The following is a 23,297-nucleotide window of genomic DNA, read 5'->3' on the forward strand; positions in this document are numbered from 1 at the left end:
GCCTGCCACCCGTCGCGCCGGGCGCGCGCCCGCCCCGCGGAGCCGGGGTGTGACGTCGACGGGCCCGGGGCCCCGGGTGCCGCCGCGGCGGCCTCTCGACCACCCGCCGCTCCCCCGGGCCGCTCGACCGGCCGGTGTGGGCGCCACCGGCCACAATGGCCCGGTGGACGAGGCGACGCAGGCCGAGGAGGTGCTCGGACGCTTCTCCGCGCCCACGCGCGACTGGTTCACGGGCGCGTTCGCCGGCCCGACGACCGCGCAGGTCGGCGCCTGGCAGGCGGTCTCCTCGGGCGAGCACGCGCTCGTCGTCGCCCCGACCGGGTCCGGCAAGACGCTCGCGGCGTTCCTGTGGGCGCTCGACGGGCTCTTGGGCGGCGGCAGCGCCGCGGGCGAGAGCACGCCGCCCGCCGAGCCCGAGGACCCCACGCAGCGGTGCCGCGTGCTGTATGTCTCCCCGCTCAAGGCGCTCGCGACCGACGTCGAGCGGAACCTGCGCTCGCCGCTCGTCGGCATCCGCCAGGCGGCCACGCGCGCGGGTCGCCCGATCGCCGACGTGAGCGTCGGCGTCCGCACGGGCGACACGCCGCCCGCCGAGCGCCGGGCGTTCGCGACCAAGCCGCCCGACATCCTCATCACGACGCCCGAGTCGCTGTTCCTCGTCCTGACCTCGGCGGCGCGCGCCGGGCTCTCGGGCGTGCGCACGGTGATCCTCGACGAGATCCACGCGGTCGCGGGGACCAAGCGGGGGGCGCACCTCGCCGTCTCGCTCGAGCGGCTCGACGCGCTCCTGGACCGGCCGGGCGGCCCGGGTCCCGCGCAGCGGATCGGCCTGTCCGCGACGGTCCGCCCCGTCGACGCGGTCGCGGCGTTCCTCGGTGGGGCGCGCGCGCACACGGACGGGGGCCGGCGCGTCGTCGTCGTGCAGCCGCCCTCGACCAAGCGCATCGAGGTCGACGTCGTCGTGCCGGTGCCCGACCTCGCGGACCTCGCCTCGGCCCCGGCCGTCGGCACACCGGGCCCCGACGCCCTGCCGCCCGGCGAGGTGGACCTGACGGGGCCGGCCGCGGGAGCACCGCCGCGCCCGTCGATCTGGCCGCACGTCGAGGAGCGCGTCGTCGACCTCGTGGCCGAGCACCGCTCGACGCTCGTGTTCACGAACTCGCGGCGCGGCGCCGAGCGGCTCACGGCCCGCATGAACGAGGTGTGGGCCGAGCGCCAGGGTGAGGACGTCCCCGACCCCGGCGAGCTGCAGCCGGCCGCCGCGCCCGCGCAGTCGGGCACCGCGGTCGGCGTCGACACGCGCGACGCCACGACGATCCTCGCCCGCGCGCACCACGGGTCGATGAGCCGCGCGGAACGCACCCGGACCGAGACCGAGCTCAAGGCCGGGCGCCTGCCGGCGGTCGTCGCGACGAGCTCGCTCGAGCTCGGCATCGACATGGGTGCGGTCGACCTCGTCGTCCAGGTCGGGGCTCCCCCGTCGGTGGCGAGCGGGCTCCAGCGCGTCGGGCGCGCGGGGCACCAGGTCGGCGCGGTCTCGCACGGGATCATGTTCCCGACGTTCCGGGGCGAGCTCGTGCCCGCCGCCGTGACCGCCACGCGCATGCGGCGCGGCGAGCTCGAGGCTCTGCACGTGCCGGCGAACCCGCTCGACGTGCTCGCGCAGCAGGTCGTCGCGATGGTCGCGACCGAGGACTGGAGCGTCGCGGACCTCGCGACGGTCGTGCGGCGCGCCGCGCCGTACAGCGGCCTGGGCGACGCGACCCTGCACGCGGTCCTCGACATGCTCGCGGGCCGCTACCCGAGCGAGGAGTTCGCCGAGCTGCGGCCCCGCATCGTGTGGGACCGCGCGCGTGACGTCCTCAGCGGCCGGCCCGGGGCGCTGCGCCTCGCGGTGACGAGCGGCGGCACGATCCCCGACCGCGGGCTGTACGGCGTGTTCCTCGCGAGCGGCGCGACGACGAGCGACGTCCCGGTCGACGCCGAGCGCACGGGCGGCCAGCTGCGCGGCGGCAAGCGCGTCGGCGAGCTCGACGAGGAGATGGTCTACGAGTCGCGGGTCGGCGACACGTTCACCCTCGGGTCGAGCACGTGGCGCATCGACGACATCACCCCGGACCGCGTGCTCGTGACGCCGGCTCCCGGCGTCCCCGGGCGCCTGCCGTTCTGGAAGGGCGACGCCCCGGGCCGGCCCGCCGAGCTGGGTCGGGCGATGGGTGCGTGGGTCCGCGAGGTCGCGGCCAAGCCCGACGAGCAGGCGCGCGAGCAGGTGGCCGCCGCCGGGCTCGACCCGTGGGCGACGGACAACCTCCTGTCGTACCTGCGCGAGCAGGAGGCGGCCGCGGGCCAGCTCCCGACGGACACGACCCTCGTCGTCGAGCGCTTCCGCGACGAGCTCGGGGACTGGCGCGTGGTGCTGCACTCCCCGTACGGCGCCCGCGTGCACGCGCCCTGGGCGCTCGTGATCGCCGCCCGGCTGCGCGAGCGGTTCGGGGTCGACGCCGCGGCGATGCACTCCGACGACGGGATCGTGCTGCGCCTGCCGGACATGCTGAGCTCGGACGCCGCGTTCCCGCTCGGCGACGGGCTCGGCGCGCGCTGGGCGGACGACGCGGAGGCGCCGCCCGTGGGGGTCGACGACCTGCTCGTCGACGCCGACGAGGTCGCGGACGCCGTGCGCGGCGAGCTGGGTGGCTCGGCGATGTTCGGGGCGCGCTTCCGCGAGGCCGCGGCGCGTGCGCTCCTGCTCCCCCGGCGGCGTCCCGACAAGCGCCAACCCCTCTGGCAGCAGCGGCAGCGCTCGGCACAGCTGCTCAGCGTCGCCGCGCAGTACCCGGAGTTCCCGATCCTGCTCGAGGCGGTCCGCGAGTGCCTCCAGGACGACTTCGACGTCGCGGCGCTCACGACGCTCATGCGCGACATCGCGTCCCGCACGATCCGCGTCGTCGAGGTCACGACCACCACGCCGTCGCCGTTCGCGCAGTCGCTGCTCTTCGGCTACACCGCGCAGTTCCTGTACGACGGCGACGCCCCGCTCGCCGAGCGCCGCGCCGCCGCGCTCACGCTCGACCCGACGCTGCTCGCCGAGCTGCTCGGCGCCGGCCAGTCCCAGCTCGCGGACCTGCTCGATCCCGTCGCGGTCCAGCGCACCGAGGCCGAGCTCGCCGGGACCGCGCCCGACCGCCAGGCGCGCACGCTCGAGGCGCTCGCCGACGTCGTCCGCCGCCACGGACCGCTCACGACCGCCGACGCGCAAGCCCGGACCGTCGAGGCCGAGCGGGCGCACGTGCCCGCCTGGCTCGCCGAGCTCGAGACCGCACGCCGCGTGCTGCGGGTCCGGCTCGGGGGCGTCGAGGCCGAGCGCGGCGAGCAGTGGGCGGCGATCGAGGACGCCGGGCGCCTGCGCGACGCCCTCGGGGTCGCGCTGCCCGTCGGCGTGCCGGAGGTGTTCACCGAGGTCCGGCCCGACCCGCTGGGCGACCTCGTGCGCCGCCACGCCCGCACGCACGGGCCGTTCCCCGCGGCGCAGGTCGCGGCGCGGTACGGGCTCGGTGTCGCCGTCGTGACCGAGGTGCTGCGCCGCCTCGAGCAGACCGGCGTGCTCGTGCAGGGCCGGCTGCGGCCCGACGAGCTCGGCGGGACCGGCGACGAGTACTGCGACGCCGAGGTGCTGCGGACCCTGCGCAGGCGCTCGCTCGCGGCGCTGCGCGCGGAGGTCGAGCCGGTCGACCAGCAGGCGCTCGGGGTTTTCCTGCCCCGGTGGCAGGGCATCGACCCGAGCCAGCGGCGCACCGGGGGCCTGCGCGGGATCGACGGGCTCGCACGCGCCGTCGAGCAGCTCGCGGGCGCCGCCGTGCCCGCGTCGGCGCTCGAGACGCACATCCTGCCGGTGCGCGTCGCGGACTACTCCCCCGCGATGCTCGACGAGCTCACCGCCGCGGGCGAGGTGCTGTGGGCGGGTCACGGCGCGCTCGCGGGGCACGACGGGCTCGTGAGCCTGCACCCCGCCTCCGTCGCCGACCTGACGCTGCCCCTGGCCGTCCCGGTCGAGGCCGGCGGCTTCCTCGACACCCCGCTGCACCGGGCGACGCTCACTGCGCTGGCGGGCGGCGGCGCGTACTTCGTCGGCGGGCTGCTGACCCGGGTCCGGGAGATCCTCGCGACGCAGGACCCGTCCGGGCCGGGGCCGTCGGCGGACGCCGCGGGCGCGCCCGATCCCGCCGCGGGTGCGGCCGGCCCCGGCCCCGCCGGCGAGCCCGCCCAGGACGGCGCGGCGACCGCGTCGCAGAGCTCGCTCACCGCGGCGCTGTGGGACCTCGTGTGGGCCGGGCACGTGACCAACGACGGCCTGGCGGTGCTGCGGGCGCGGCTCGGCACCGGGGCGACGGCCCACCGCACCAAGGCCCCCGCGGCTCGCAGCCGGAATCTCGGCGGCGCGGCCCGCTTCGGCCTGCGATCGGCCTCCCTCGCGCCGCGCGGGACCCCCCGACCCGGCTCCGCGCTCCTCGCCGAGGCGGGCGGGCGGTGGTCGCTGCTGCCGGAGCGCGAGAGCGACCCGACGCTGCGCGCGCACGCCCTCGCCGCGCAGCTCCTCGACCGGCACGGCGTCCTGACCCGCGCCGTCGCCCCCGCGGAGGGCGTCACAGCCCAGTTCGGCGCCGTCTACCGCGTGCTGGCGGCCCTCGAGCAGGCCGGCCAGGTCCGCCGCGGGTACTTCGTCGAGCACCTCGGCGGCTCGCAGTTCGCGCTGCCCGGCGCGGTGGACCGGCTCCGGGAGGACGCCCGCACGGTCGAGCGCGCGCGCGAGCAGGCGGCCGAGAGCGCCGACGACGCGGTGGGGTCGCCCGGGTCCGCCGACCCCTGGTCCCCGGCTCCGCACCAGCCCGAGCGGACCCGGTTCGTCGTGACGCTCGCCGCGACCGACCCCGCCAACCCGTACGGCGCGGCGCTCGCGTGGCCGCCGCCGTCCGCGGCCGACGGGCTGGCACCGGGCGCGACGGGCCTGCACCGGCCCGGGCGCAAGGCGGGGGCCGTGGTCGTGCTCGTCGACGGCGCGCTCGTCCTCTACGTCGAGCGGGGTGGGCGCACGGTGCTCACGTTCACGCAGGACCCGGCGCTGCTCGACACCGCAGCGGGCCGACTGGCCGACGCGGTCCGCACCGGCAACCTCGGGCGCATGACGCTGCACCGCGCCGACGGCGCCGCGCTCCTCGAGGCCGAGGCGCTGCGCAGCCCGCTCGGTCGCGCGCTCGCCGCCGCCGGGTTCGCCCCGACGCCCCGGGGCCTGCGCCTGCGCGGTCAGGCATGAGCGCACGGCAGCCGAGCCGCTCCGAGGTGAGCCGTGCCCGAGGGTGACATCCTGCGGCGCACCGCGACGCGGATGGACCTCGCGCTCGCCGGGCGCGTCCTCGTGCGCGCCGAGCTCCGCTGGCCGTCCGCCGCGACGGTGGACCTCGTCGGGCGCACCGTGCTCGAGAACGTGTCCTACGGCAAGCACCTCCTCACGCGCTTCGACGACGGGCGCACGCTGCACACCCACCTGCGCATGGAGGGCTCGTGGCGCATCGCCCGCACCGGGACCCCTGACGCGCGCGCGTCGGGCGCCTGGGTCCGCGCGGTGCTGGCGAACGACGTGTGGACCACGGTCGGCGAGCGGCTCGGGATGCTCGACGTGGTGCCCACGAGCGAGGAGCACACGCTCGTCGGGCACCTGGGACCCGACATCCTCGCGCCGGACTTCCCGACCGTGGGGCTCGTCGAGGGGCTTCGGCGCTGGGGCGAGCGGGGCTCGGAGCCGGTCTGCGACGTGATGCTCGACCAGCGCGTCGTCGCCGGGATGGGCACCATCTACATGGCCGAGCCGCTGTTCGCGGTCGGGCTCTGGCCGTGGACGCCCGCGGACGAGGTGCCGGACCCCGAGCGTCTGCTCGGCGTCGCCCGCGCGATGATGCTGCGGTCGGTCGAGGCCCGGATCCCCACGGCCACCGGCGAGCAGGGCTTCCGCGCGACCAGCCGGGTGCACGGCCGCGCCGGGCAGCCGTGCCGGCGCTGCGGGACGCCGATCGAGAAGGGGCAGGCACGCAAGCCGCCCATGGAGCGTCCGGTCTTCTACTGCCCGCGCTGCCAGCACCCCTGAGCCGGGGCTCCGGGTCACCGAGCGCGGCGAGCCGCACGACGTCCGCCGCGGAGTCCGTGCCGTGCGCAGGACCCCGGACGCACGAAACCCGCGGTCGCGCAGCGGCACGCGACCACGGGTTCGTCGTCTCAGCCGGCCCCGGGGAGCTCCCCGAGCCGGGACGTCAGCTCTCAGCCGATCGGAGCGAGCTCCGAACGGGGTCGGGCCCAGCCACCGTCGGCGGGTCCGCCGAACGACGCAGTCAGGTCCGCAGGGACCGTGTCGGGGATCAGGAGACCCTCGGCCACGGCGACACGGTCGCTCACCTCACGGAGCACGAGCGACAGGGGGACGTCGAGCGCGTCGCAGATGCTGCCGAGCAGCTCCGACGACGCCTCCTTCTGACCCCGTTCCACCTCACTCAGGTACCCGAGGGACACCCGAGCCGCGGAGGACACCTCACGCAGGGTGCGACCCTGCCGCTGCCGGGCATCCCGCAGCACATCGCCGATCTCGCGGCGCAGTACGACCATCTGGCGTCCCCCTCTCGCGTCTCGATCCTCACCCTGTGCGGGCGTCGGGAGCGAGGACCTGGTCCCGACCCCCACCGTGACGCCCGTACGTCCCCTCGCGGGGATACTTCCACCGTACCTCGCGCCGCTCGTGCGCGCGGTCCCGGGTCGAGCCGCCGGTCTGGTGTTCATCACGACCATCCCAACGCCCATGGTGACCCGGGTGTTCCCCCGGGCGCAGCGCCTGCACACGACATTCACCCCATGGGAGCGACAAGATCACGCGCGAGCGCGAGCACCGCGTCGCGCGACGCCGCACGGACCTGCGTGCGGTCCCCCGGCAGCGCGAGCGCGCGCACGTGCGCGCCGGCGGGGCCGACGACGGAGACGAACACCGTGCCGGGCGCCTGCCCGTCCTGCGGGTCGGGTCCCGCCACGCCGGTCGTCGCGAGGCCCACGTCGGCGCCCATGCAGGCCCGCACCCCCTCGGCCATCGCGTAGGCCACGTCGGGATCGACCGCGCCCCGGACCTCGAGCAGCCGACGGTCGACGCCCAGGAGCGACGCCTTGAGGTCCGTGGCGTACGCGACGACGCCACCGCGGACCACCTGGGACGCCCCCGGCACGGCGACGAGCTCGGCGACGACGAGCCCGCCGGTCAGCGACTCGGCGACCGCAACGGTCCAGCCCCGCAGCGCGAGCCCGGCGAGCAGACGCTCCGCGAGCCGCGCGGGACGTGGCCCGGCGCCCGGGACGGCGCCGTACGGCCGTTCTGTCATGTGCGACGGGGCCCGGTCAGTGGGCGGTGGCCGGCGGGCGGTGCTCGGCGCGCCGGACCCGCAGCGCGGTGCGCACGTAGTCCACGCCGGTGGCGAGCGTGACGGCGACCGCGGCCGCCATGACGACCGCCGCGACGACCTCGACGACGCCCGGCAGGTGGTCGAGCGGCAGCAGGTACAGGCCGATCGCCACCGACTGCAGCACGGTCTTCGCCTTGCCGCCGCGCGATGCCGGGAGCACGAGGTACCGCAGCAGGAAGAGGCGCATGACGGTGATCGCGAGCTCACGCGCGAGGACCACCGCGGTGACCCACCAGGGGAGGTCGCCGAGGACGGACAGGACGACGAGCGCCGTGCCGATGAGCAGCTTGTCCGCGATCGGGTCGAGGATCTTGCCGAGGTCCGTCACGAGGTTCGAGCGGCGGGCGATGTGCCCGTCGAACCGGTCGGTGACCGCCGCGAGGACGAAGATGCCCGTCGCGACGAGCCGCCAGCGCACCGTGTGACCGCCGTCGGCCAGGAGCGCAGCGGCGAAGAACGGCACGAGCACGATCCGCAGGACGGTCAGCGCATTCGCGACGTTCATTCGGGAGGGGACGGCGGGAACCACGTCGACAGCCTACGGGTGCACCGGGGCGGGCTGCGCCTCGACGGCCCCGGCGCGGGGGTCGTGCACCGCCCGGTCGCGCAGGTCCGTCACCGCGTCCCGAAGCCCAGGCGCCCCGGGTCGACCTCGTCGTCCGCGTCGTCGTGGTAGTCCGTGGCCACGGGCGGGTCCCCCGGCATCGCGCCGTCGGTGGACGCGTACCGGTCCGCGTCGGGCGCGGACGCCGCGGGCTCGCTGTGGTCGCCGCGCAGCATCGCCAGCGTGCCGGGGAGGTCGTCGGGCTGCACGAGGACCTCGCGCGCCTTCGAGCCCTCGGAGGGACCGACGATCTCGCGCGACTCGAGCAGGTCCATGAGCCGCCCCGCCTTCGCGAAGCCGACGCGCAGCTTGCGCTGGAGCATCGACGTGGACCCGAACTGGGTGGTCACCACGAGCTCGGCGGCCTGCAGCAGCAGGTCCAGGTCGTCGCCGATGTCCTCGTCGACCTGCTTCTTGGCCACGGTGACGGCGACGTCCTCGCGGTAGCTCGGCTTGAGCTGCTTCTTGACGTGCTCGACGACCGCGTGGATCTCGCTCTCGGAGACCCAGGCCCCCTGCGTGCGCATGGGCTTCGCGGCGCCCATCGGCAGGAACAGCGCGTCACCCTGGCCGATGAGCTTCTCGGCGCCGGGCTGGTCGAGCACGACGCGCGAGTCGGTCAGCGACGAGGTCGCGAACGCGAGCCGCGACGGCACGTTGGCCTTGATCAGACCGGTCACGACGTCGACGCTCGGGCGCTGCGTGGCGAGCACGAGGTGGATGCCGGCGGCACGCGCGAGCTGCGTGATGCGCTGGATGGACGCCTCGACGTCGCGCGGGGCGACCATCATGAGGTCGGCGAGCTCGTCGACGATGACGAGCAGGTACGGGTACGTCGCGATCTTGCGCTCGGAGCCCGGCAGCGGCTTGACCTTGCCGGCGCGCACCGCGGTGTTGAAGTCGTCGACGTGCTTGAACCCGAACATCGCGAGGTCGTCGTAGCGCGCCTCCATCTCGCGCACGACCCACTCGAGGGCCTCGGCGGCCTTCTTCGGGTTCGTGATGATCGGCGTGATGAGGTGCGGGATGCCCTCGTAGATCGTCAGCTCGACGCGCTTGGGGTCGACGAGCACCATGCGCACCTCGTCGGGCGTCGAGCGCATGAGCACCGAGACGATCATCGAGTTGACGAAGCTCGACTTGCCCGCGCCGGTCGCGCCGGCGACGAGCAGGTGCGGCATCTTCGCGAGGTTGGCGACGACGTACCCGCCCTCGACGTCCTTGCCGACGCCGATGACCATCGGGTGCTCGCTGCGGCGCGCGGCGCTCGAGCGCAGCACGTCGCCGAGCGAGACGGTCTCGCGGTCCGTGTTCGGGATCTCGATGCCGATCGCGGACTTGCCCGGGATCGGCGACAGGATGCGCACGTCGGCGCTCGCGACCGCGTAGGCGATGTTCTTCGACAGCGCCGTGACCCGCTCGACCTTGACCGCGGGCCCGAGCTCGACCTCGTAGCGCGTGACGGTCGGCCCGCGCGTGAAGCCGGTGACCTGGGCGTCGATCTCGAACTGGTCGAGCACGGTCGTGAGCGCCTCGACGACGCGGTCGTTCGCGGCGGAGCGGACCTTGTGCGGGGCGCCCTTCGCGAGCACCTCCTCCGACGGGAGCGTGTAGAGCACGTCGCCCTCGAGCATCGGCTGCTCGCCGCGCGGGACGGGGGCCGTGGGCGGCGGGGCGAGCGGCCGGCGGGCTGCTGCGGCCGGGGCGCCGGCGGCGGGCACCGCGCTCGTCGGCGTCGCGTCCGCCTGCGCGGCCGCCTCCGCCTCCGCGGCCTCCCGCTCGGCCTCCTCGCGGGCGGCCACGATCGCGGCGCGCTCGAACGCCTCGTCGCCCTCGTAGCCGTCGAGCAGCTCGGTGTCGGAGAGGTCCGGCGCGGTCTCGGCGCGGGGCTTGCGCAGCCCGAGGCGGCCGCGCGGCTTCTTCTTCGGCGGCGCCTCGATCTCGGGCAGCGCGCTGTGGCCCGCGTGGATCACGAGCGGGGCGCCGCCCGGGTCGAGCGGCGCGTCGAGCACGCGCTGGTTGCCCGTGAGCCGGTCGTAGCCGGCGCGCAGGCGAGGCACGATCTGGTGCACCGGGGTCGCGGTCACGACGAGCACCCCGAAGAACGCGAGCAGCACGAGGAGCGGCACGGCGACCCAGGCGGTGAGCAGGCTCTCGAGGGGCGTCGCGACGAGGTACCCGATGACGCCGCCCGCAGCCTGCACGGGACCGAAGCCGTCGGCGGGCGCCGGCAGCCCCGCCTCGAGGTGGATGCCGCCGCACGCCGCGAGCCCGATCGCGGAGAACCCGATGCCGATGCGGGAGTTGGCCTGCGCGAGCTCGGGGTGACGCATGAGGCGCACCGCGGTCGCGAGCAGCGCGACGGGCACCGCGACCCCGACCTGGCCGAACGTTCCGGCGACGACGTCGTGGATGGCGTCGCCGGCGCTCCCGGACAGCCCCCACCACTCGCGCGCCGCGACGACGATCGCGACGGCGAGCAGCGTGAACGCGATGCCGTCGCGGCGGTGCGCGGGGTCGAGGTCGCGGGCGCCCTGGCCGACGCGACGTGCCGTGCCGCCCAGCAGGTGCGCGCAGCCCATCCACACGCCGCGCACGATCCGCAGCGGGAGGGCCGGGCGGTGCGGGGGCTGCTGCTTGGGGGTGCGGCCGGCGGGCCGGGTCGAGGCGGCGGCGCCGCGCGTCCCGGTGCGGGCACCGCCGCGGGCCTGCGACGACGAGGCGGACCCGCCCGCACGGGGGGTCGAGGAGGACGTACGGGTCGCCATGGTCCTCACGGTAGCGGCGGCGGGCCCCCGCGGCCGGGAGCGTCGCCGCACGTGCGTGTCGGGTCGGGCCGGTGCGCGCGCGTCCCGCACCGGCGCGCGCGCCCTCAGGACGCGGTGAGCAGCCCGATGCCGAGCGTCGCGACGCCGGCGGCGAGGACCACGGCGCCCACGGGGAGGAGCGCGACCCACGGGCTCGGGCGCTCACGCCCGCGACCCAGGGCGGAGAGGAAGAACCCGGCCGGCATGACGACGGCAGCCACGAGGACGCCGGTCTGCGCGAGCCACCGCGCGTAGCCGTCGAGCGTCGTGGCCTCGCCGAGCAGGAGGCACACGAGCCCGAGCGTCACGAGGACGCCGGCGTGCGCGTGGCCCGCGCGGTAGAAGCCGCGCTGGAACTCGGTCACGGGCACCTTCCCGGTCCCGACCCGGACCAGGAAGTAGCCGCCCGACTCGATCGCGACGACGGTGAGCGCGACGATCCCGGCGGTGGTGCGGGCTGCCTCGGTGAGCTCGATCATGACGCCTCCTCTGTTTGCGAACAGTGTTATAGAACATCGTTCGTGAACCGGCGTCAAGCGACCTACACTCACCGCATGCCCAGACCCCGCCTGCACGACGACGCCCTGCGGGACCGGCTGCTCGAGGTCGCCTCGGCCGCCATCTCGCGCGGCGGGGTCGACGCGCTGCGCGTGCGCGACGTGGCCGCGAGCGCCGGGACCTCGGCGTCCGCCGTCTACGCGCTGTTCGGCGGCCGCGACGAGCTCGTGCGCGCGGTCGGCGACGAGGCGTTCCGCCGGTTCGCCGCCCACCTCGGCCGCGCCGGCCGGACCGACGACCCCGCGACCGATCTGCTCTCCCTCGGCCTCGCGTACCGCACGAGCGCGCTCACCGACCCGCACTTCTACCGCGTGATGTTCGAGGCGGCGCGCGTCGGCGCGCAGGAACCCTCGCAGGGCCCGGCGACCGCGCACCCGACGTTCGTCGTGCTCCGGGACGCCGTCGACCGCGTGCTGGGCCTGACCGGCGCCCCGCGCCGCGAGGACGACGCGCTCGAGGCCGCGGTGCAGCTGTGGGGCCTCGTGCACGGGCTGGTCGGGCTCGAGCTCGCCGGTCTCGTGCCGGGCGACGCCCGCGAGCGCGAGGAGCGCTTCCGCGGCGCCCTGCTCGCGGTCGGGACCGCCCTGCTCGACGGCCCGCGGGGCGACGGCTGACGACGAGGTCGGGTGACCGCCGACGACGACGCGCCGGGCGAGGGCGGCCGCGGCGTCGCCCCTGACAGCCTGCGGGCAGATCTCGCCGACTGCCGCCCACCCTCTGCCGAAGTCCGTGCCTGCCCGCACGAGCAGCCCGGACCCGTCCCGAGTTGTCGGCGCCCGGTGGGACGCTGGCCCGGGAGGTGGGCGAGATGGCGCGAACGGGGTCCACAAGGGCGCGGGCCGGCAGGGCGGGGACGAGCGGCGACGGCGTGCCGGTCAGCCGCGCGCAGGTCCTGCGCCACCGCGTGCGCGCCCAGCAGCTCGACCGGCCGCTCGACGACACCCGGCGGCCGGACGACGCCGACGTGCTCGACCTGGGCGTCCAGGACACCGGCACCGGCGGCGCGGCGTGGTCGCTGGTCAACCGCGGCGTCCCGGTCGACGCCGACGCGGCGCGCTGGCCCGAGGAGCTCGCGCTCGCGTGGACGGTCCGCGGCGCCCCGCATGCCTACCGCCGGGCCGACCTGCCCGGCGTCGAGGTCGCGCTGCGCCCCTACTCCCCCGCCGACGCGGCGAAGCGGGTCTACGACGCGAGCAAGCCCCTGCACGACGCCGGCATCGAGGTGCCCGACGCGCTCGCCGCCGTCGCCCGCGAGATGCACCGCATCGTCGCGCAGCCGACCGTCAAGGGCGCGATGTCGACGCAGCTCACCGCGGCGATGCCCGCGCCGTACCTGCGCTACTGCCGTCCCTGCGGCGCGACCCACCTGTACGAGATGCCGTTCCGGCTCGCCGCCCTGCACGCGGGTCTCGAGCTCGAGCCCGGGACGTCCCCGCCGGTGCTGCGCCGGGTCCCCGGCTGGCCGCGCGAGCACCTCGCGGACCTCTCCCCCGCCCCGGCGCCCGGAAAGGGCTCCCGCGGCGCGCACCCGACAGAGCGGCTCGACGTCGTGCGCGCGTACCTGCACCACCTCGGGCCGGCGACCCCGAAGCTCGTCGCGGGGTACCTCGACGCCACGGTCGCCGACGTGACCGCCCGCTGGCCGCGCGACGTGCGGGAGGTGGACGTCGAGGGCGAGACCCGCTGGGTCCTCGAGGCCGACGCCGACACGCTCCTGGCCGAGGTGGACCACCGGGCCGCCGGTGCGGGCCCTGTCGTCCGGCTGCTCGGGCCGTTCGACCTGCACCTGCAGGCCCGCGACCGCTCGCTCCTCGTCCCCGACGCCGCCCGGCAGAAGGACCTGTGGCGCACGCTCGGCCGCCCGGGCGCCGTGCTCGTGGACGACGAGGTGCTCGGGACGTGGCGCCCGAAGGCGTCCGGGCGCCGGCTCACCGTGCAGGTCGACCCGTGGGAGCCGTGGCCGCGTGCGGTCGAGCGGGCGGTCGAGGTCGAGCAGGAGCGGCTCGCGGAGCACCGCGGGCTCACGCTCGTGCGGGCGGGCGCATGAGCCGCCGGGGCTGGGTCCTGCTCGTCGCCGTCGGCGTCATCTGGGGCGTGCCGTACCTGCTCATCAAGGTCGCGGTCGAGGACGTCACCCCGCCGCTGCTGGTGCTGGTCCGGACCGCGCTGGGCGCCGTCGTCCTGCTCCCGTTCGCGCTGCGCGGCGACGGCCTGCGCGTGCTGCGCGGGAGGTGGCGCGCCGTCGCCGCGTTCGCCGCGCTCGAGATCGTCGGTCCGTGGGTCCTGCTGTCGAACGCCGAGCGGACGCTCGCGAGCTCGACGACCGGGCTCCTGGTCGCCACGGTGCCGATCATGGCCGTCGTGCTGGGCCGGCTCGTCGGCGACCGACTGCCAGTCGCGGGGGTCCGGTGGGCCGGGCTCGCGGTCGGCCTCGCGGGCGTCGCGGTCCTCGCCGGGCCCGGGTCGGGTGCGACGGAGGCGTGGCCGCTCGCGCAGGTGCTGCTCGCCGCCCTCGGGTACGCGGCGGCTCCCATCATCGCCGCGCGGTCGCTGCAGGGCGTCCCCGCCGTCACGCTGACCGCGGTGTGCCTGTCGCTGTCCGCGCTCGTCTACCTGCCCGTCGTGCTGCTGACCGGACCGCACGCGATGCCGGGGCCCGGCGCGCTGGGGTCGCTCGCGGCGCTCGGCCTGGTGTGCACCGCGGTCGCGTTCGTGCTCTTCTTCCGCCTGATCAGCGAGGTCGGCGCGGCGCGCTCGACTCTCGTGGCGTACATCAACCCGCTCGTGGCGGTCGCGCTCGGGGCCGTCGTGCTCGACGAGCCCGTCACGGCGGCGGTCGTCGTGGCCGCGGTGCTCATCGTGACCGGCTCCGCCGCGGCGTCCGTGCGGGGCCGGCCGCGCCGTGGTCGTCGTCCCGCCGCCGCCGCCGAGCCCGCGGCCCCCGAGGCGGCACGGACGGCGGCTCCGGGCTGACACCACCGCGCGGCTGCCGGGCGCGCCGCACTTGGACGCGCGAGAGCCGGCAGCCGCCCGAGGGTCCGTCCTCGTGCGCCTGCCGGCTCTCGCGTGCGTCCTCGGCTACGCCTCGACGATGACCGGGATGATCATCGGCCGGCGCCGCAGGCGGTTCGACACCCAGCGGCCCACGATGCGCCGCACGACCTGCTGGAGCTGGTGGGTGTCCGACGCCCCGCCGCGTGCGGCGTCCTCGAGCGCCTGCACGAGCTCGGGCATGATCCCCTCGAACACCGCATCGTCCTCGGCGAACCCGCGGGCGTGGATCTGCGGCCCGGCGAGGACCTTGCCGTCCGCGGAGCTGACGACGGCGAAGATCGAGATGAAGCCCTCCTCGCCGAGGATGCGCCGGTCCTTGAGCTCGACCTCGGTGATCTCGCCGACGCTCGAGCCGTCGACGTACACGTAGCCGCACGGCACCGCGCCCACGACCCGCGCGCGCCCGTCGATGAGGTCGATGACGACGCCGTCCTCCGCCAGGACGACCCGGTCGGCCGGGACCCCGGTCTTGACCGCGAGCGCCGCGTTCGCGACGAGGTGGCGGACCTCGCCGTGCACGGGCATGACGTTGCGCGGCTTGAGGATGTTGTAGCAGTAGAGGAGCTCGCCGGCGCTCGCGTGCCCGGAGACGTGCACCTTCGCGTTGCCGCTGTGCACGACGCGCGCACCGAGGCGCGTGAGGCCGTTGATCACGCGGTACACGGCGTTCTCGTTGCCGGGGATGAGGGACGACGCGAGGATCACGGTGTCGCCGTGGCCGACCGAGATCTTGTGGTCGTTGTTCGCGATGCGCGACAGCGCGGCCATCGGCTCGCCCTGCGACCCCGTGCACATGAGCACGACCTCGTCGTCGGGCAGCCGCTCGATCTGCTTCTGGTCGACGAGCACGTCGTCGGGCACCTTGAGGTAGCCGAGCTCGGACGCGATCGTCATGTTGCGGACCATCGACCGGCCGACGAGCGCGACCTTGCGCCCGTGCGCGTGCGCGGCGTCGAGGACCTGCTGCACGCGGTGCACGTGGGAGGCGAACGAGGCGACGATGATGCGCTTCGCGGAGTCGGCGAACACGCCGTCGAGCACCGGGCCGATCTCGCGCTCGCCCGTGACGAAGCCGGGGACCTCGGCGTTGGTGGAGTCGACCATGAACAGGTCGACTCCGGCCTCGCCGAGCCGCGCGAACGCCCGCAGGTCGGTCACGCGCCCGTCGAGCGGGAGCTGGTCCATCTTGAAGTCGCCGGTGTGCAGCACCGTGCCCGCGCCCGTGCGCACCGCGACCGCGAGCGCGTCGGGGATCGAGTGGTTCACCGCGACGAACTCGCACTCGAAGACCCCGAGCTGCTCCGTCTGACCCTCCCGGACCGCGAGGGTCAGCGGGTTGATGCGGTGCTCCTTGAGCTTCGCCTCGACGAACGCGAGCGTGAGCTGTGAGCCGACGAGCGGGATGTCGCGGCGCAGGCGCAGCAGGTACGGGACCGCGCCGATGTGGTCCTCGTGCCCGTGCGTGAGCACGATCGCCTCGATGTCGTCGAGCCGGTCCCGGATGTACTCGAAGTCCGGGAGGATCAGGTCGACGCCGGGCTGGTGGTCCTCGGGGAAGAGCACGCCGCAGTCGATGACGAGCAGGCGGCCGGCGTACTCGAGGACGGCCATGTTGCGGCCGACCTCCCCGAGCCCGCCGAGAGCGACGACGCGGAGAGCGCCCTCGGGCAGGGCGGGCGGCAGCGTCAGCTCGGGGTGGGGATGGCTCATGGTTCTCCTGGGTCAGCTGGGGACGACGTCGAGGAGGCCGGCTGCGCGCACTCCGGCGCGCACCCCCTCCGCCTCGTCGTCGGAGGCGGCCACCAGCGGCAGCCGCATGTGTCGGTTCGGGATGAGGCCGAGGGCCTCGACGGCGGCCTTGGCGGCGACCGCCTGGAAGCCGGCTCCGTTGAGCGCGTCGATCGCCGGGACGATCGACCGGAAGACCTGCAGGGCGCGGGCGTGGTCGCCCGCGTCGAACGCCTCGGTCACCTCGGCGAGCCGTGCGCCGGCGACGTGGCCGACGACGCTGACGACGCCCGCGGCGCCGTGCGCGAGCATCGCGAGGTAGGCGCCGTCGTCGCCGCAGTACCAGGCGAGCCCGGTGCGCTCGATCGCGGTGAGGCTCGCGTAGAGGTCGCCCGAGGCGTCCTTGACGGCGACCACGCGGTCGTGCGCGGCGAGCCGGTCGAGCGTGTCCGCGGCGAACCGGACCCCGGTGCGACCGGGGACGTCGTAGAGCATGACCGGCAGCGGGGTCGCGTCCGCGACCGCGAGGACGTGCCGATACACGCCCTCCTGGGACGGCCGGGAGTAGTAGGGGCTCACGACGAGCAGCCCGTGCGCGCCCGCGTCCGCGGCCTGCCCGGCCATCCGGACGGCGTGCGCGGTGTCGTTCGAGCCGGCTCCGGCGACGATGCTCGCGCGGTCCCCGACGGCGTCCACGACGGCGGCGATGAGCTCGGCCTTCTCGGGTGCGTGCGTCGTCGACGCCTCGCCGGTCGTGCCGTTGAGCACGAGGCCGTCGTGCCCGTGGTCGACGAGGTGGGTCGCGAGCCGGACGGCCGCGTCGAGGTCGAGCGCACCGTCCGGGGTCATCGGCGTGACCATGGCGGTGAGCACGGCACCGAACGGGCGCGCGGTCGAGGTGGCGCGAGGCATGGCCCCAAACTACCGTCCCGCGGCGCCCGGACGGCCGTGCGTGCCCGCCAGGTGGTCCGCCGACGCGGCGCGCCGACCGGCGGGGACGTGCGCCACGATGGGGAGGGGGCCGTGCCCCGCACCGTCAGCACAGGAGGAACCGTGCCCGCTCCCGACCGTCCGCTCGCCGTCGCGCACCGCGGCGACCCCGTGAACCACCGGGAGAACACCGTCGAGGCCGTGCTCGCCGCCGCCCGCCAGGGCGCCGACGCGATCGAGGTCGACGTCCAGCTCGCGGCGGACGGGACCGTCGTCATGGTGCACGACGACACGTTCGCCCGGCTGTGGGACGACCCGCGGCCCGTCGCGGCGATGACGTGGCCGGAGATCGCCCGGCTCGGCGACGGCGACGTGCGCGTCCCCCGGCTCGCGGAGCTGCTCGAGGTCGCGGAGGGAGCGGGCGTCCCGCTCGTGCTGGACCAGAAGCACCCGGTCGCTGCGCTGCCGGCCCTGCGGGTCGTGCGCGCGGCGCGCGCGGACGCGACGGCGTTCTGCGGCTCGACCGACGGGCTGCTCGAGATCCGGACCGCCGACCCGGGTGCGACCGTCTACCTCAACGACGACAGCATGATGCTGCCGGACGTCCGGCTCCTCGCGCAGCTGCGCCCGCAGCTCTACAACCCGTGGTTCAAGCTCCTGGCACCGGCGACCGTCGAGGCCATGGCGGCGTTCGGCATCCGGACGTGCTGCTGGACCCCGAACACCGACGCCGAGCTGCGGCTCGTGCTCGACCTCGGCGTGGACGCGGTCATGACCGACCGCGTCGGCCGGCTCGTCGAGATCCTCGACGAGCGCGCGGGCCGGGCCGGCGACGACGCGGGGTGACCGGCGGTCAGCGCCGCGCGCGCTCGTACGTCACGAAGCGGTACCGCAGGCCGTCGGGCCCGGTCGACGTGCACCAGCCCGCGGCGGGGACGCGCTCGACGACCTCCCACTCGCCGTCGACCACCGGGGCGTAGGTGTCGCCGGCGAGCACCGCATCCACCTCGGTGACCTCGAGACGGTCGGCGCGCGCGATCGCGGCCTCGTAGACCGCCCCTCCCCCGATGACCCAGACGTCGCGGTCCCCGACGTGCGCGAGGGCGTCGGCGAGCGTCGGGGCCACGGTCGCGCCGTCGGCCACGTACCCCGGTCGGCGCGAGAGCACGACGTTCTCCCGCCCAGGCAGCGGCCGGAACCGCTCGGGCAGGGACTCCCACGTCGCGCGGCCCATGATCACCGGGTGCCCGGTGGTCAGGGCCCGGAAGCGCGCCTGGTCCTCGGGCAGGCGCCACGGCAGCGTGTTCTCGACGCCGATGACGCCATCGAGCGTCTGCGCCCAGATCAGGGCGATGCTCACGGTCGCGCCCCTCAGACGGCGATCGGGGCCGCGATGCGCGGGTGGTGGCGGTAGCCGACGACCTCGACGTGGTCGAGCGTGTAGGCGTCGATCGACTCGGCCGGGCGCAACGCGAGGGTCGGGTACGGGTAGGGCTCGCGCGTGAGCTGCTCGCGCACCTGGTCGACATGGTTGTCGTAGATGTGGCAGTCCCCGCCGGTCCACACGAGGTCGCCGACCTCGAGGCCCGTCTGCTGGGCGACCATGTGCGTCAGCAGCGCGTACGACGCGAGGTTGAACGGCACGCCCAGGAACAGGTCCGCGGAGCGCTGGTACAGCTGGCACGAGAGCCGGCCGTCGGCCACGTAGAACTGGAACAGCGCGTGGCAGGGGGCGAGCGCCATCGAGGGGATGTCCGCGACGTTCCACGCCGAGACGACGTGCCGGCGGGAGTCGGGGTCGCGGCGGATCGCCTCGATGACCTGCGCGAGCTGGTCGACCTCGCCGCCGCCCGGCGTGGGCCACGAGCGCCACTGCACGCCGTACACGGGGCCGAGGTCGCCGTCGGCGTCGGCCCACTCGTCCCAGATCGTGACGCCCTGCTCGCGCAGCCAGCCGACGTTCGAGTCGCCGCGCAGGAACCACAGCAGCTCGAGGACGACCGACTTGAGGTGCACGCGCTTGGTGGTGACGAGCGGGAAGCCGGCCGACAGGTCGTAGCGCAGCTGGTGGCCGAAGAGGCTGCGCGTCCCCGTCCCCGTGCGGTCCGACTTGGGGGTCCCGGTCTCGAGCACGAGCCTCAGGAGGTCCTCGTACGGGGTCGTCACGGGCATCGTGGCCGCTTCCGTCATGGCGTCATCCTAGGCTCCGTGGCGCCCGCCCCGACGCCGCGCCACACTGGCCCGATGACCTCCACCACGCTGCCCGCCGCCGTCGCCGAGCGCGTCCCCACCGGTCTCCTGGTCGACGGGACGTGGCGCCCGGCCTCCTCCGGGGCCACGTTCGCCGTGACCGACCCCGCCACGACCGACACGATCCTCGAGGTCGCCGACGCCGGGCCGGACGACGCGCTCGCGGCCCTCGACAGCGCCGACCGGTCCTGGGCGGAGTGGCGCGCCGTCGCCCCGCGCGAGCGCTCCGAGCTGCTGCGGGCGGTCTACGAGGCCCTCGTCGCCCGCACCGACGACGTCGCCGCGCTCGTCACCGCGGAGGGCGGCAAGCCGCTCGCCGAGTCGCGCGCCGAGGTCGCGTACGCCGCCGACTACGTGCGCTGGTACGCCGAGCAGGCCGTGCGCATCAGCGGGCTCACGCGCAAGGCCCCCTCTGGCGCCAACCACCAGCTCGTCCTGCGCCGCCCGGTGGGCCCCGCGCTGCTCATCACGCCGTGGAACTTCCCGATCGCGATGATCACGCGCAAGGTCGCCCCGGCGCTCGCCGCAGGCTGCCCCGTCGTGATCAAGCCCGCACAGCTCACGCCGCTGACCACGTCGTTCTTCGCGGAGATCGTGCGCGCCGAGCTCGAGGCCCGTGGCCTGCCCACCGGGGTCATCAACGTCGTGCCGAGCTCCTCGGCCCGCGCGCTGACCGAGCCGCTGCTCGCCGACCCCCGGCTGCGCAAGCTCTCCTTCACCGGGTCGACCGAGGTCGGCCGCACGCTGCTCGCGGGCGCCGCGCAGCGCGTGCTGCGGACCTCGATGGAGCTCGGCGGCAACGCGCCGTTCCTCGTCTTCGACGACGCGGACGTCGCCGCCGCCGTCGAGGGCGCCGTGACCGCCAAGATGCGCAACTCCGGGCAGACGTGCGTCGCGGCGAACCGGTTCCTCGTGCAGCAGGGTGTCGCCGAGGAGTTCACCGCCGCGCTGACCGAGGCGTTCGACCGGCTCGTCGTCGGGCACGGCGCCCACGAGGGCACGACCGTCGGCCCGCTCATCGAGAAGGCTGCGGTCGACCGCGTCGAGGAGGTCGTCACCGCGGCGGTCGACGGCGGCGCGCACGTGCGCACCGGCGGCTCCCGTCCCGACGACCTGCCGCTCGGCGGCCACTTCTACTCCCCGACCGTGCTGAGCGGGGTGTCGCCGGACGACCGGGTCGTGACGGAGGAGGTCTTCGGGCCCGTCGCGTCCGTGCTCACGTTCGGCGACGAGGCCGAGGCCGTCGAGCTCGCCAACGGGACCGACTTCGGGCTCGTCGCGTACGCGTTCACGCGCGACGTCGGACGCGTGATGCGCCTCGCGGAGCAGGTCGAGGCCGGGATGCTCGGGGTGAACCGCGGGCTCGTGTCCGACGCGAGCGCGCCGTTCGGGGGCGTCAAGCAGTCGGGGCTCGGGCGCGAGGGCGGCGAGGCCGGGATCGAGGAGTACCTCGAGTCGACGTACGTGTCGCTCTGACCCGTCCGCGCCTCGGCGGTCCGGGGGTGTCGCCGGCGTATGCGACAGTGGCGGCGTGACGACCGACGACCGTCGCGCCGAGGTGCGCGCCGCGATCCGCCAGGCCGTCTCGGTCTCGGTTGCGACGGGCCTGTACGGCGTGTCCTTCGGGGCGCTCGCGGTCGCCGCGGGGCTCGACCTGCCGCAGACGATGGCCCTGAGCCTGCTCATGTTCTCGGGTGGCTCGCAGTTCGCGTTCATCGGCGTCGTCGGCACCGGAGGCGCGTTCGGTGCCGCGGTCGCGACCGCCGGTCTGCTCGGGGTCCGCAACGGGCTCTACGGCGTCCAGGTGGCGCCGCTGCTGGGCGCCCGCGGCCTGCGCCGCACCGTCGCCGCGCAGCTGACCATCGACGAGTCGACCGCCGTCGGCACCGCGCACGCCGACCCGCAGGCCGCCCGGGCGGGGTTCTGGTGGACCGGGGTCGGGGTGTTCGTGCTGTGGAACGCGTTCACGGTCGTCGGCGCACTGCTCGGTGACGCGCTCGGCGACCCCCGCCGGTACGGACTGGACGCCGCCGCGGCGGCGGCGTTCCTGGCGCTCGTCTGGCCGCGGCTCGCGACCGGGCCCGCGCGGGTCGTCGCGGCCGTCGCCGTCGTCGTCGCGCTGGCCGTGACGCCGCTCGCCCCTGCCGGCATCCCGGTCCTCGCCGCTGCCGCCGTCGCGATCGTCCTCGGCTGGCGCACCCCCGCACGAGAGGCACGCACGTGAGCGCCCACAGCATGACGTGGCTGGCGATCCTCGCCGCCTCCGCGGTGTGCTTCGCGATCAAGCTCGTCGGCCACCTCGTGCCCGAGCACTGGCTCGCCGAGCCGCGCGTCGCACGCACCGCCGCCCTCGTCACGGTCGCGCTGCTCTCGGCGCTCGTCGGCGTGCAGACGTTGACCGACGGCCGCGCGCTCGTCCTCGACGCCCGCCTGCCGGCGCTCGCGGTCGCCGGTGTCGCGCTCGCGCTGCGCGCACCGTTCGTGGTCGTGGTCGCCGCCGCGGCGCTGACCGCGGGCGTGCTGCGGGCGCTCGGCATGCCGTGACCGCGCCCCGAGCCGGGTCGCGACGGGCGGTGGCCGCCGGGCGGACCGCTCGAGCTCGGCGCCGGCGGCACATCGCCTGCGGCCCGGTCCTCGACGTGCCCGTTGGTAGCCTGCCTCGGACGGCCGCGCCGACGCCCGCCGCGACCGCGCACCGCCCTCCCGCCCCCTGCCTCCCGGAGACCGTCGTGCCCTTCCTCCCGCTCCCGGCTCCGCGACCGCACGTCTCGACCGCGTGATGGCGCTGTTCAGCGAGCAGGCCGACGTCTCGGTGCGCCCCGCGGTCCCCGGCGACGAGCTCGCGATCGCCGCGACCCAGCTCGCCGCGTGGCGGGCCGCGCACGCGGACACCCTCGGCCCGGACGTGCTTGCCCAGCTCGACGGCGCGGCGTTCGCCGAGCGCTGGGCGCAGGCCATCACCGCTCCCCCGGGCCGCGGCTACCGCGTGCTCGTCGCGTGCGAGGGCGCCGACGTCGTCGGCTTCGCGGCCGTCGCGCCCGTGGCCGCCCCGGAGGACACCCCGCTCGCCGCCCCGGGCGGGGAGCTGCTCGCGCTCGAGGTCGCGCCCGCGTCCCAGCGCGTGGGGCACGGCTCGCGCCTGCTGGCCGCCGCCGTGGACCTGCTGCGCGAGGACGGTGCGGACCACCTGCAGACGTGGGTGCTCGACGGCGACGTCGCCCGCGCGCAGTTCCTGACCTCCGCCGGGCTCGGGGCCGACGACGCCGTCCGCGCCCTCGCGACGGGCACGGGCCGGGACGGCGAGCCGCTCAGCGTGAACGAGCACCGCTGGTCGGCGACCATCTGACCGCCGGTCGGGCGACCCGGCGACGGGCGGCCGGACAGCGGGCTGCCGGGCGTTACCGCCCGCCGTGCAGTCGCGCCGCGGTGCGCAGCGCAGCGCGGGCCCGGCGCCGGTCCCCCGCGGCGTCGTAGGCGAACGCGAGCCGGTACCACGAGCCCCAGTCGTCGGGCGTGGCCTCGGTCTGGGCGCGGACCACCTCGAACGCCGCGTCCGCCGCCGCCCGGTCGATCCGCCCGCCGGGTGAGCGCGGCAGGTCGTCGACCGTCAGCCCGCCCGTGGCCGCGAGCTCGTCGGCCATCCGCTGGACCTGCGCCGCGAGGCGCCACTCGCGGGCGACGAACCACGCGGCGATCAGAGGCAGGACGAGGATGGCGGCGCCCAGACCGATCCCCACCGGGTCCCCGGTGCGCAGCAGCGCGACACCGCGCACCGCGACGACCCACACGTAGAGGCCGAGCAGCGCGGTCAGCGCGACGGCGCCGGCGATCGCGCGCCACCGCCGCGACGTCTGCCGGCCCGGTGCCCCCGTCACGCCG

Annotated in this window: 20 protein-coding genes; 10 read left to right on the top strand and 10 right to left on the bottom strand. The window is 75.9% G+C overall.

Features of this window, described 5'->3' with window-relative positions:
• Positions 1–163 precede the first annotated feature (163 nt).
• Positions 164–5,308: an Lhr family ATP-dependent helicase gene (locus tag CCE01nite_RS11230; protein WP_218026472.1), complete on the top strand. Its 5,145-nt coding sequence runs from the start codon at positions 164–166 to the stop codon at positions 5,306–5,308.
• Positions 5,309–5,341: 33 nt separating this feature from the next.
• Positions 5,342–6,136 (top strand): Fpg/Nei family DNA glycosylase, encoded by a 795-nt coding sequence (locus CCE01nite_RS11235; RefSeq protein WP_141372362.1) that lies wholly within the window; start codon positions 5,342–5,344, stop codon positions 6,134–6,136.
• Between the two features lie 170 nt (positions 6,137–6,306).
• On the opposite strand, the gene CCE01nite_RS11240 is transcribed toward CCE01nite_RS11235, so the two are convergent.
• The 5 genes from CCE01nite_RS11240 to CCE01nite_RS11260 form a co-directional block, all read right to left on the bottom strand.
• Positions 6,307–6,648 (bottom strand): helix-turn-helix domain-containing protein, encoded by a 342-nt coding sequence (locus CCE01nite_RS11240; RefSeq protein WP_141372363.1) that lies wholly within the window; start codon positions 6,646–6,648, stop codon positions 6,307–6,309.
• Between the two features lie 236 nt (positions 6,649–6,884).
• On the bottom strand, positions 6,885–7,406 hold the full coding sequence (locus CCE01nite_RS11245; protein WP_141372364.1) for a CinA family protein: 522 nt from the start codon (positions 7,404–7,406) through the stop codon (positions 6,885–6,887).
• A gap of 16 nt (positions 7,407–7,422) precedes the next feature.
• On the bottom strand, positions 7,423–7,992 hold the full coding sequence (gene pgsA / locus CCE01nite_RS11250; RefSeq protein WP_141372365.1) for a CDP-diacylglycerol--glycerol-3-phosphate 3-phosphatidyltransferase: 570 nt from the start codon (positions 7,990–7,992) through the stop codon (positions 7,423–7,425).
• Positions 7,993–8,102: 110 nt separating this feature from the next.
• Positions 8,103–10,859, bottom strand: a complete 2,757-nt coding sequence (locus tag CCE01nite_RS11255; protein WP_141372366.1) for an FtsK/SpoIIIE family DNA translocase — start codon at positions 10,857–10,859, stop codon at positions 8,103–8,105.
• A gap of 104 nt (positions 10,860–10,963) precedes the next feature.
• Positions 10,964–11,377: a membrane protein gene (locus CCE01nite_RS11260; RefSeq protein ID WP_034628166.1), complete on the bottom strand. Its 414-nt coding sequence runs from the start codon at positions 11,375–11,377 to the stop codon at positions 10,964–10,966.
• A gap of 75 nt (positions 11,378–11,452) precedes the next feature.
• On the opposite strand from CCE01nite_RS11260, the gene CCE01nite_RS11265 reads away from it, so the two are divergent.
• The 3 genes from CCE01nite_RS11265 (at position 11,453) to CCE01nite_RS11275 (ending at position 14,429) form a co-directional block, all read left to right on the top strand.
• Positions 11,453–12,070, top strand: coding sequence for a TetR/AcrR family transcriptional regulator (locus CCE01nite_RS11265; protein WP_034628164.1), 618 nt, complete (start codon positions 11,453–11,455; stop codon positions 12,068–12,070).
• A gap of 254 nt (positions 12,071–12,324) precedes the next feature.
• Complete coding sequence (locus CCE01nite_RS11270; RefSeq protein ID WP_034628162.1) at positions 12,325–13,503, top strand: DNA glycosylase AlkZ-like family protein; 1,179 nt, start codon at positions 12,325–12,327, stop codon at positions 13,501–13,503.
• The gene (locus CCE01nite_RS11275; protein ID WP_034628159.1) at positions 13,500–14,429 is read left to right on the top strand and encodes a DMT family transporter; all 930 of its coding nucleotides are present in this window, start codon (positions 13,500–13,502) and stop codon (positions 14,427–14,429) included. Before CCE01nite_RS11270 ends, CCE01nite_RS11275 begins: the two co-directional genes overlap by 4 nt.
• Before the next feature lie 105 nt (positions 14,430–14,534).
• Here CCE01nite_RS11275 and CCE01nite_RS11280 read toward each other — a convergent pair whose 3' ends face one another.
• Positions 14,535–16,220, bottom strand: a complete 1,686-nt coding sequence (locus CCE01nite_RS11280) for a ribonuclease J (protein WP_034628156.1) — start codon at positions 16,218–16,220, stop codon at positions 14,535–14,537.
• A 12-nt stretch (positions 16,221–16,232) separates the two neighbouring features.
• Complete coding sequence (gene dapA / locus CCE01nite_RS11285; RefSeq protein ID WP_034628153.1) at positions 16,233–17,150, bottom strand: 4-hydroxy-tetrahydrodipicolinate synthase; 918 nt, start codon at positions 17,148–17,150, stop codon at positions 16,233–16,235.
• A gap of 141 nt (positions 17,151–17,291) precedes the next feature.
• On the opposite strand from dapA, the gene CCE01nite_RS11290 reads away from it, so the two are divergent.
• A complete protein-coding gene (locus tag CCE01nite_RS11290; protein WP_052103912.1) occupies positions 17,292–18,014 on the top strand; it encodes a glycerophosphodiester phosphodiesterase in 723 nt (240 codons plus the stop codon).
• A gap of 7 nt (positions 18,015–18,021) precedes the next feature.
• Here CCE01nite_RS11290 and CCE01nite_RS11295 read toward each other — a convergent pair whose 3' ends face one another.
• Together CCE01nite_RS11295 and CCE01nite_RS11300 are read right to left on the bottom strand one after the other, a co-directional pair.
• On the bottom strand, positions 18,022–18,528 hold the full coding sequence (locus CCE01nite_RS11295; RefSeq protein WP_034628150.1) for a dihydrofolate reductase: 507 nt from the start codon (positions 18,526–18,528) through the stop codon (positions 18,022–18,024).
• Between the two features lie 11 nt (positions 18,529–18,539).
• The gene (locus CCE01nite_RS11300) at positions 18,540–19,358 is read right to left on the bottom strand and encodes a thymidylate synthase (RefSeq protein WP_211254538.1); all 819 of its coding nucleotides are present in this window, start codon (positions 19,356–19,358) and stop codon (positions 18,540–18,542) included.
• A 54-nt stretch (positions 19,359–19,412) separates the two neighbouring features.
• Between CCE01nite_RS11300 and CCE01nite_RS11305 the strand changes: the two genes are divergently transcribed.
• The 4 genes from CCE01nite_RS11305 to CCE01nite_RS11320 all read left to right on the top strand — a co-directional run bounded on the left by CCE01nite_RS11305 (position 19,413) and on the right by CCE01nite_RS11320 (position 22,764).
• Positions 19,413–20,894, top strand: a complete 1,482-nt coding sequence (locus CCE01nite_RS11305; RefSeq protein ID WP_034628148.1) for an NAD-dependent succinate-semialdehyde dehydrogenase — start codon at positions 19,413–19,415, stop codon at positions 20,892–20,894.
• Positions 20,895–20,949: 55 nt separating this feature from the next.
• A complete protein-coding gene (locus CCE01nite_RS11310; protein WP_034628145.1) occupies positions 20,950–21,642 on the top strand; it encodes an AzlC family ABC transporter permease in 693 nt (230 codons plus the stop codon).
• Between the two features lie 11 nt (positions 21,643–21,653).
• Positions 21,654–21,962: an AzlD domain-containing protein gene (locus tag CCE01nite_RS11315; RefSeq protein ID WP_034628142.1), complete on the top strand. Its 309-nt coding sequence runs from the start codon at positions 21,654–21,656 to the stop codon at positions 21,960–21,962.
• Positions 21,963–22,197: 235 nt separating this feature from the next.
• Positions 22,198–22,764, top strand: a complete 567-nt coding sequence (locus CCE01nite_RS11320) for a GNAT family N-acetyltransferase (RefSeq protein WP_034628137.1) — start codon at positions 22,198–22,200, stop codon at positions 22,762–22,764.
• 52 nt (positions 22,765–22,816) lie between these two features.
• Here CCE01nite_RS11320 and CCE01nite_RS11325 read toward each other — a convergent pair whose 3' ends face one another.
• Positions 22,817–23,293, bottom strand: a complete 477-nt coding sequence (locus tag CCE01nite_RS11325) for a hypothetical protein (RefSeq protein WP_034628134.1) — start codon at positions 23,291–23,293, stop codon at positions 22,817–22,819.
• Positions 23,294–23,297: the final 4 nt, after the last annotated feature.

The sequence above is a fragment of the Cellulomonas cellasea genome (assembly GCF_006538745.1).
Classification (GTDB): Bacteria; Actinomycetota; Actinomycetes; order Actinomycetales; family Cellulomonadaceae; genus Cellulomonas_A; species Cellulomonas_A cellasea.

What these genes read in the sequence shown, in the direction of transcription:
- CCE01nite_RS11240 (WP_141372363.1), bottom strand. Translation starts at nt 6,648, where the DNA reads ATGGTCGTACTGCGCCGCGAGATCGGCGATGTGCTGCGGGATGCCCGG.
- CCE01nite_RS11245 (WP_141372364.1), bottom strand. Translation starts at nt 7,406, where the DNA reads ATGACAGAACGGCCGTACGGCGCCGTCCCGGGCGCCGGGCCACGTCCC.
- pgsA (WP_141372365.1), bottom strand. Translation starts at nt 7,992, where the DNA reads ATGAACGTCGCGAATGCGCTGACCGTCCTGCGGATCGTGCTCGTGCCG.
- CCE01nite_RS11255 (WP_141372366.1), bottom strand. Translation starts at nt 10,859, where the DNA reads ATGGCGACCCGTACGTCCTCCTCGACCCCCCGTGCGGGCGGGTCCGCC.
- CCE01nite_RS11260 (WP_034628166.1), bottom strand. Translation starts at nt 11,377, where the DNA reads ATGATCGAGCTCACCGAGGCAGCCCGCACCACCGCCGGGATCGTCGCG.
- CCE01nite_RS11265 (WP_034628164.1), top strand. Translation starts at nt 11,453, where the DNA reads ATGCCCAGACCCCGCCTGCACGACGACGCCCTGCGGGACCGGCTGCTC.
- CCE01nite_RS11275 (WP_034628159.1), top strand. Translation starts at nt 13,500, where the DNA reads ATGAGCCGCCGGGGCTGGGTCCTGCTCGTCGCCGTCGGCGTCATCTGG.
- CCE01nite_RS11280 (WP_034628156.1), bottom strand. Translation starts at nt 16,220, where the DNA reads ATGAGCCATCCCCACCCCGAGCTGACGCTGCCGCCCGCCCTGCCCGAG.
- dapA (WP_034628153.1), bottom strand. Translation starts at nt 17,150, where the DNA reads ATGCCTCGCGCCACCTCGACCGCGCGCCCGTTCGGTGCCGTGCTCACC.
- CCE01nite_RS11300 (WP_211254538.1), bottom strand. Translation starts at nt 19,358, where the DNA reads ATGACGGAAGCGGCCACGATGCCCGTGACGACCCCGTACGAGGACCTC.
- CCE01nite_RS11305 (WP_034628148.1), top strand. Translation starts at nt 19,413, where the DNA reads ATGACCTCCACCACGCTGCCCGCCGCCGTCGCCGAGCGCGTCCCCACC.
- CCE01nite_RS11315 (WP_034628142.1), top strand. Translation starts at nt 21,654, where the DNA reads ATGACGTGGCTGGCGATCCTCGCCGCCTCCGCGGTGTGCTTCGCGATC.
- CCE01nite_RS11320 (WP_034628137.1), top strand. Translation starts at nt 22,198, where the DNA reads ATGGCGCTGTTCAGCGAGCAGGCCGACGTCTCGGTGCGCCCCGCGGTC.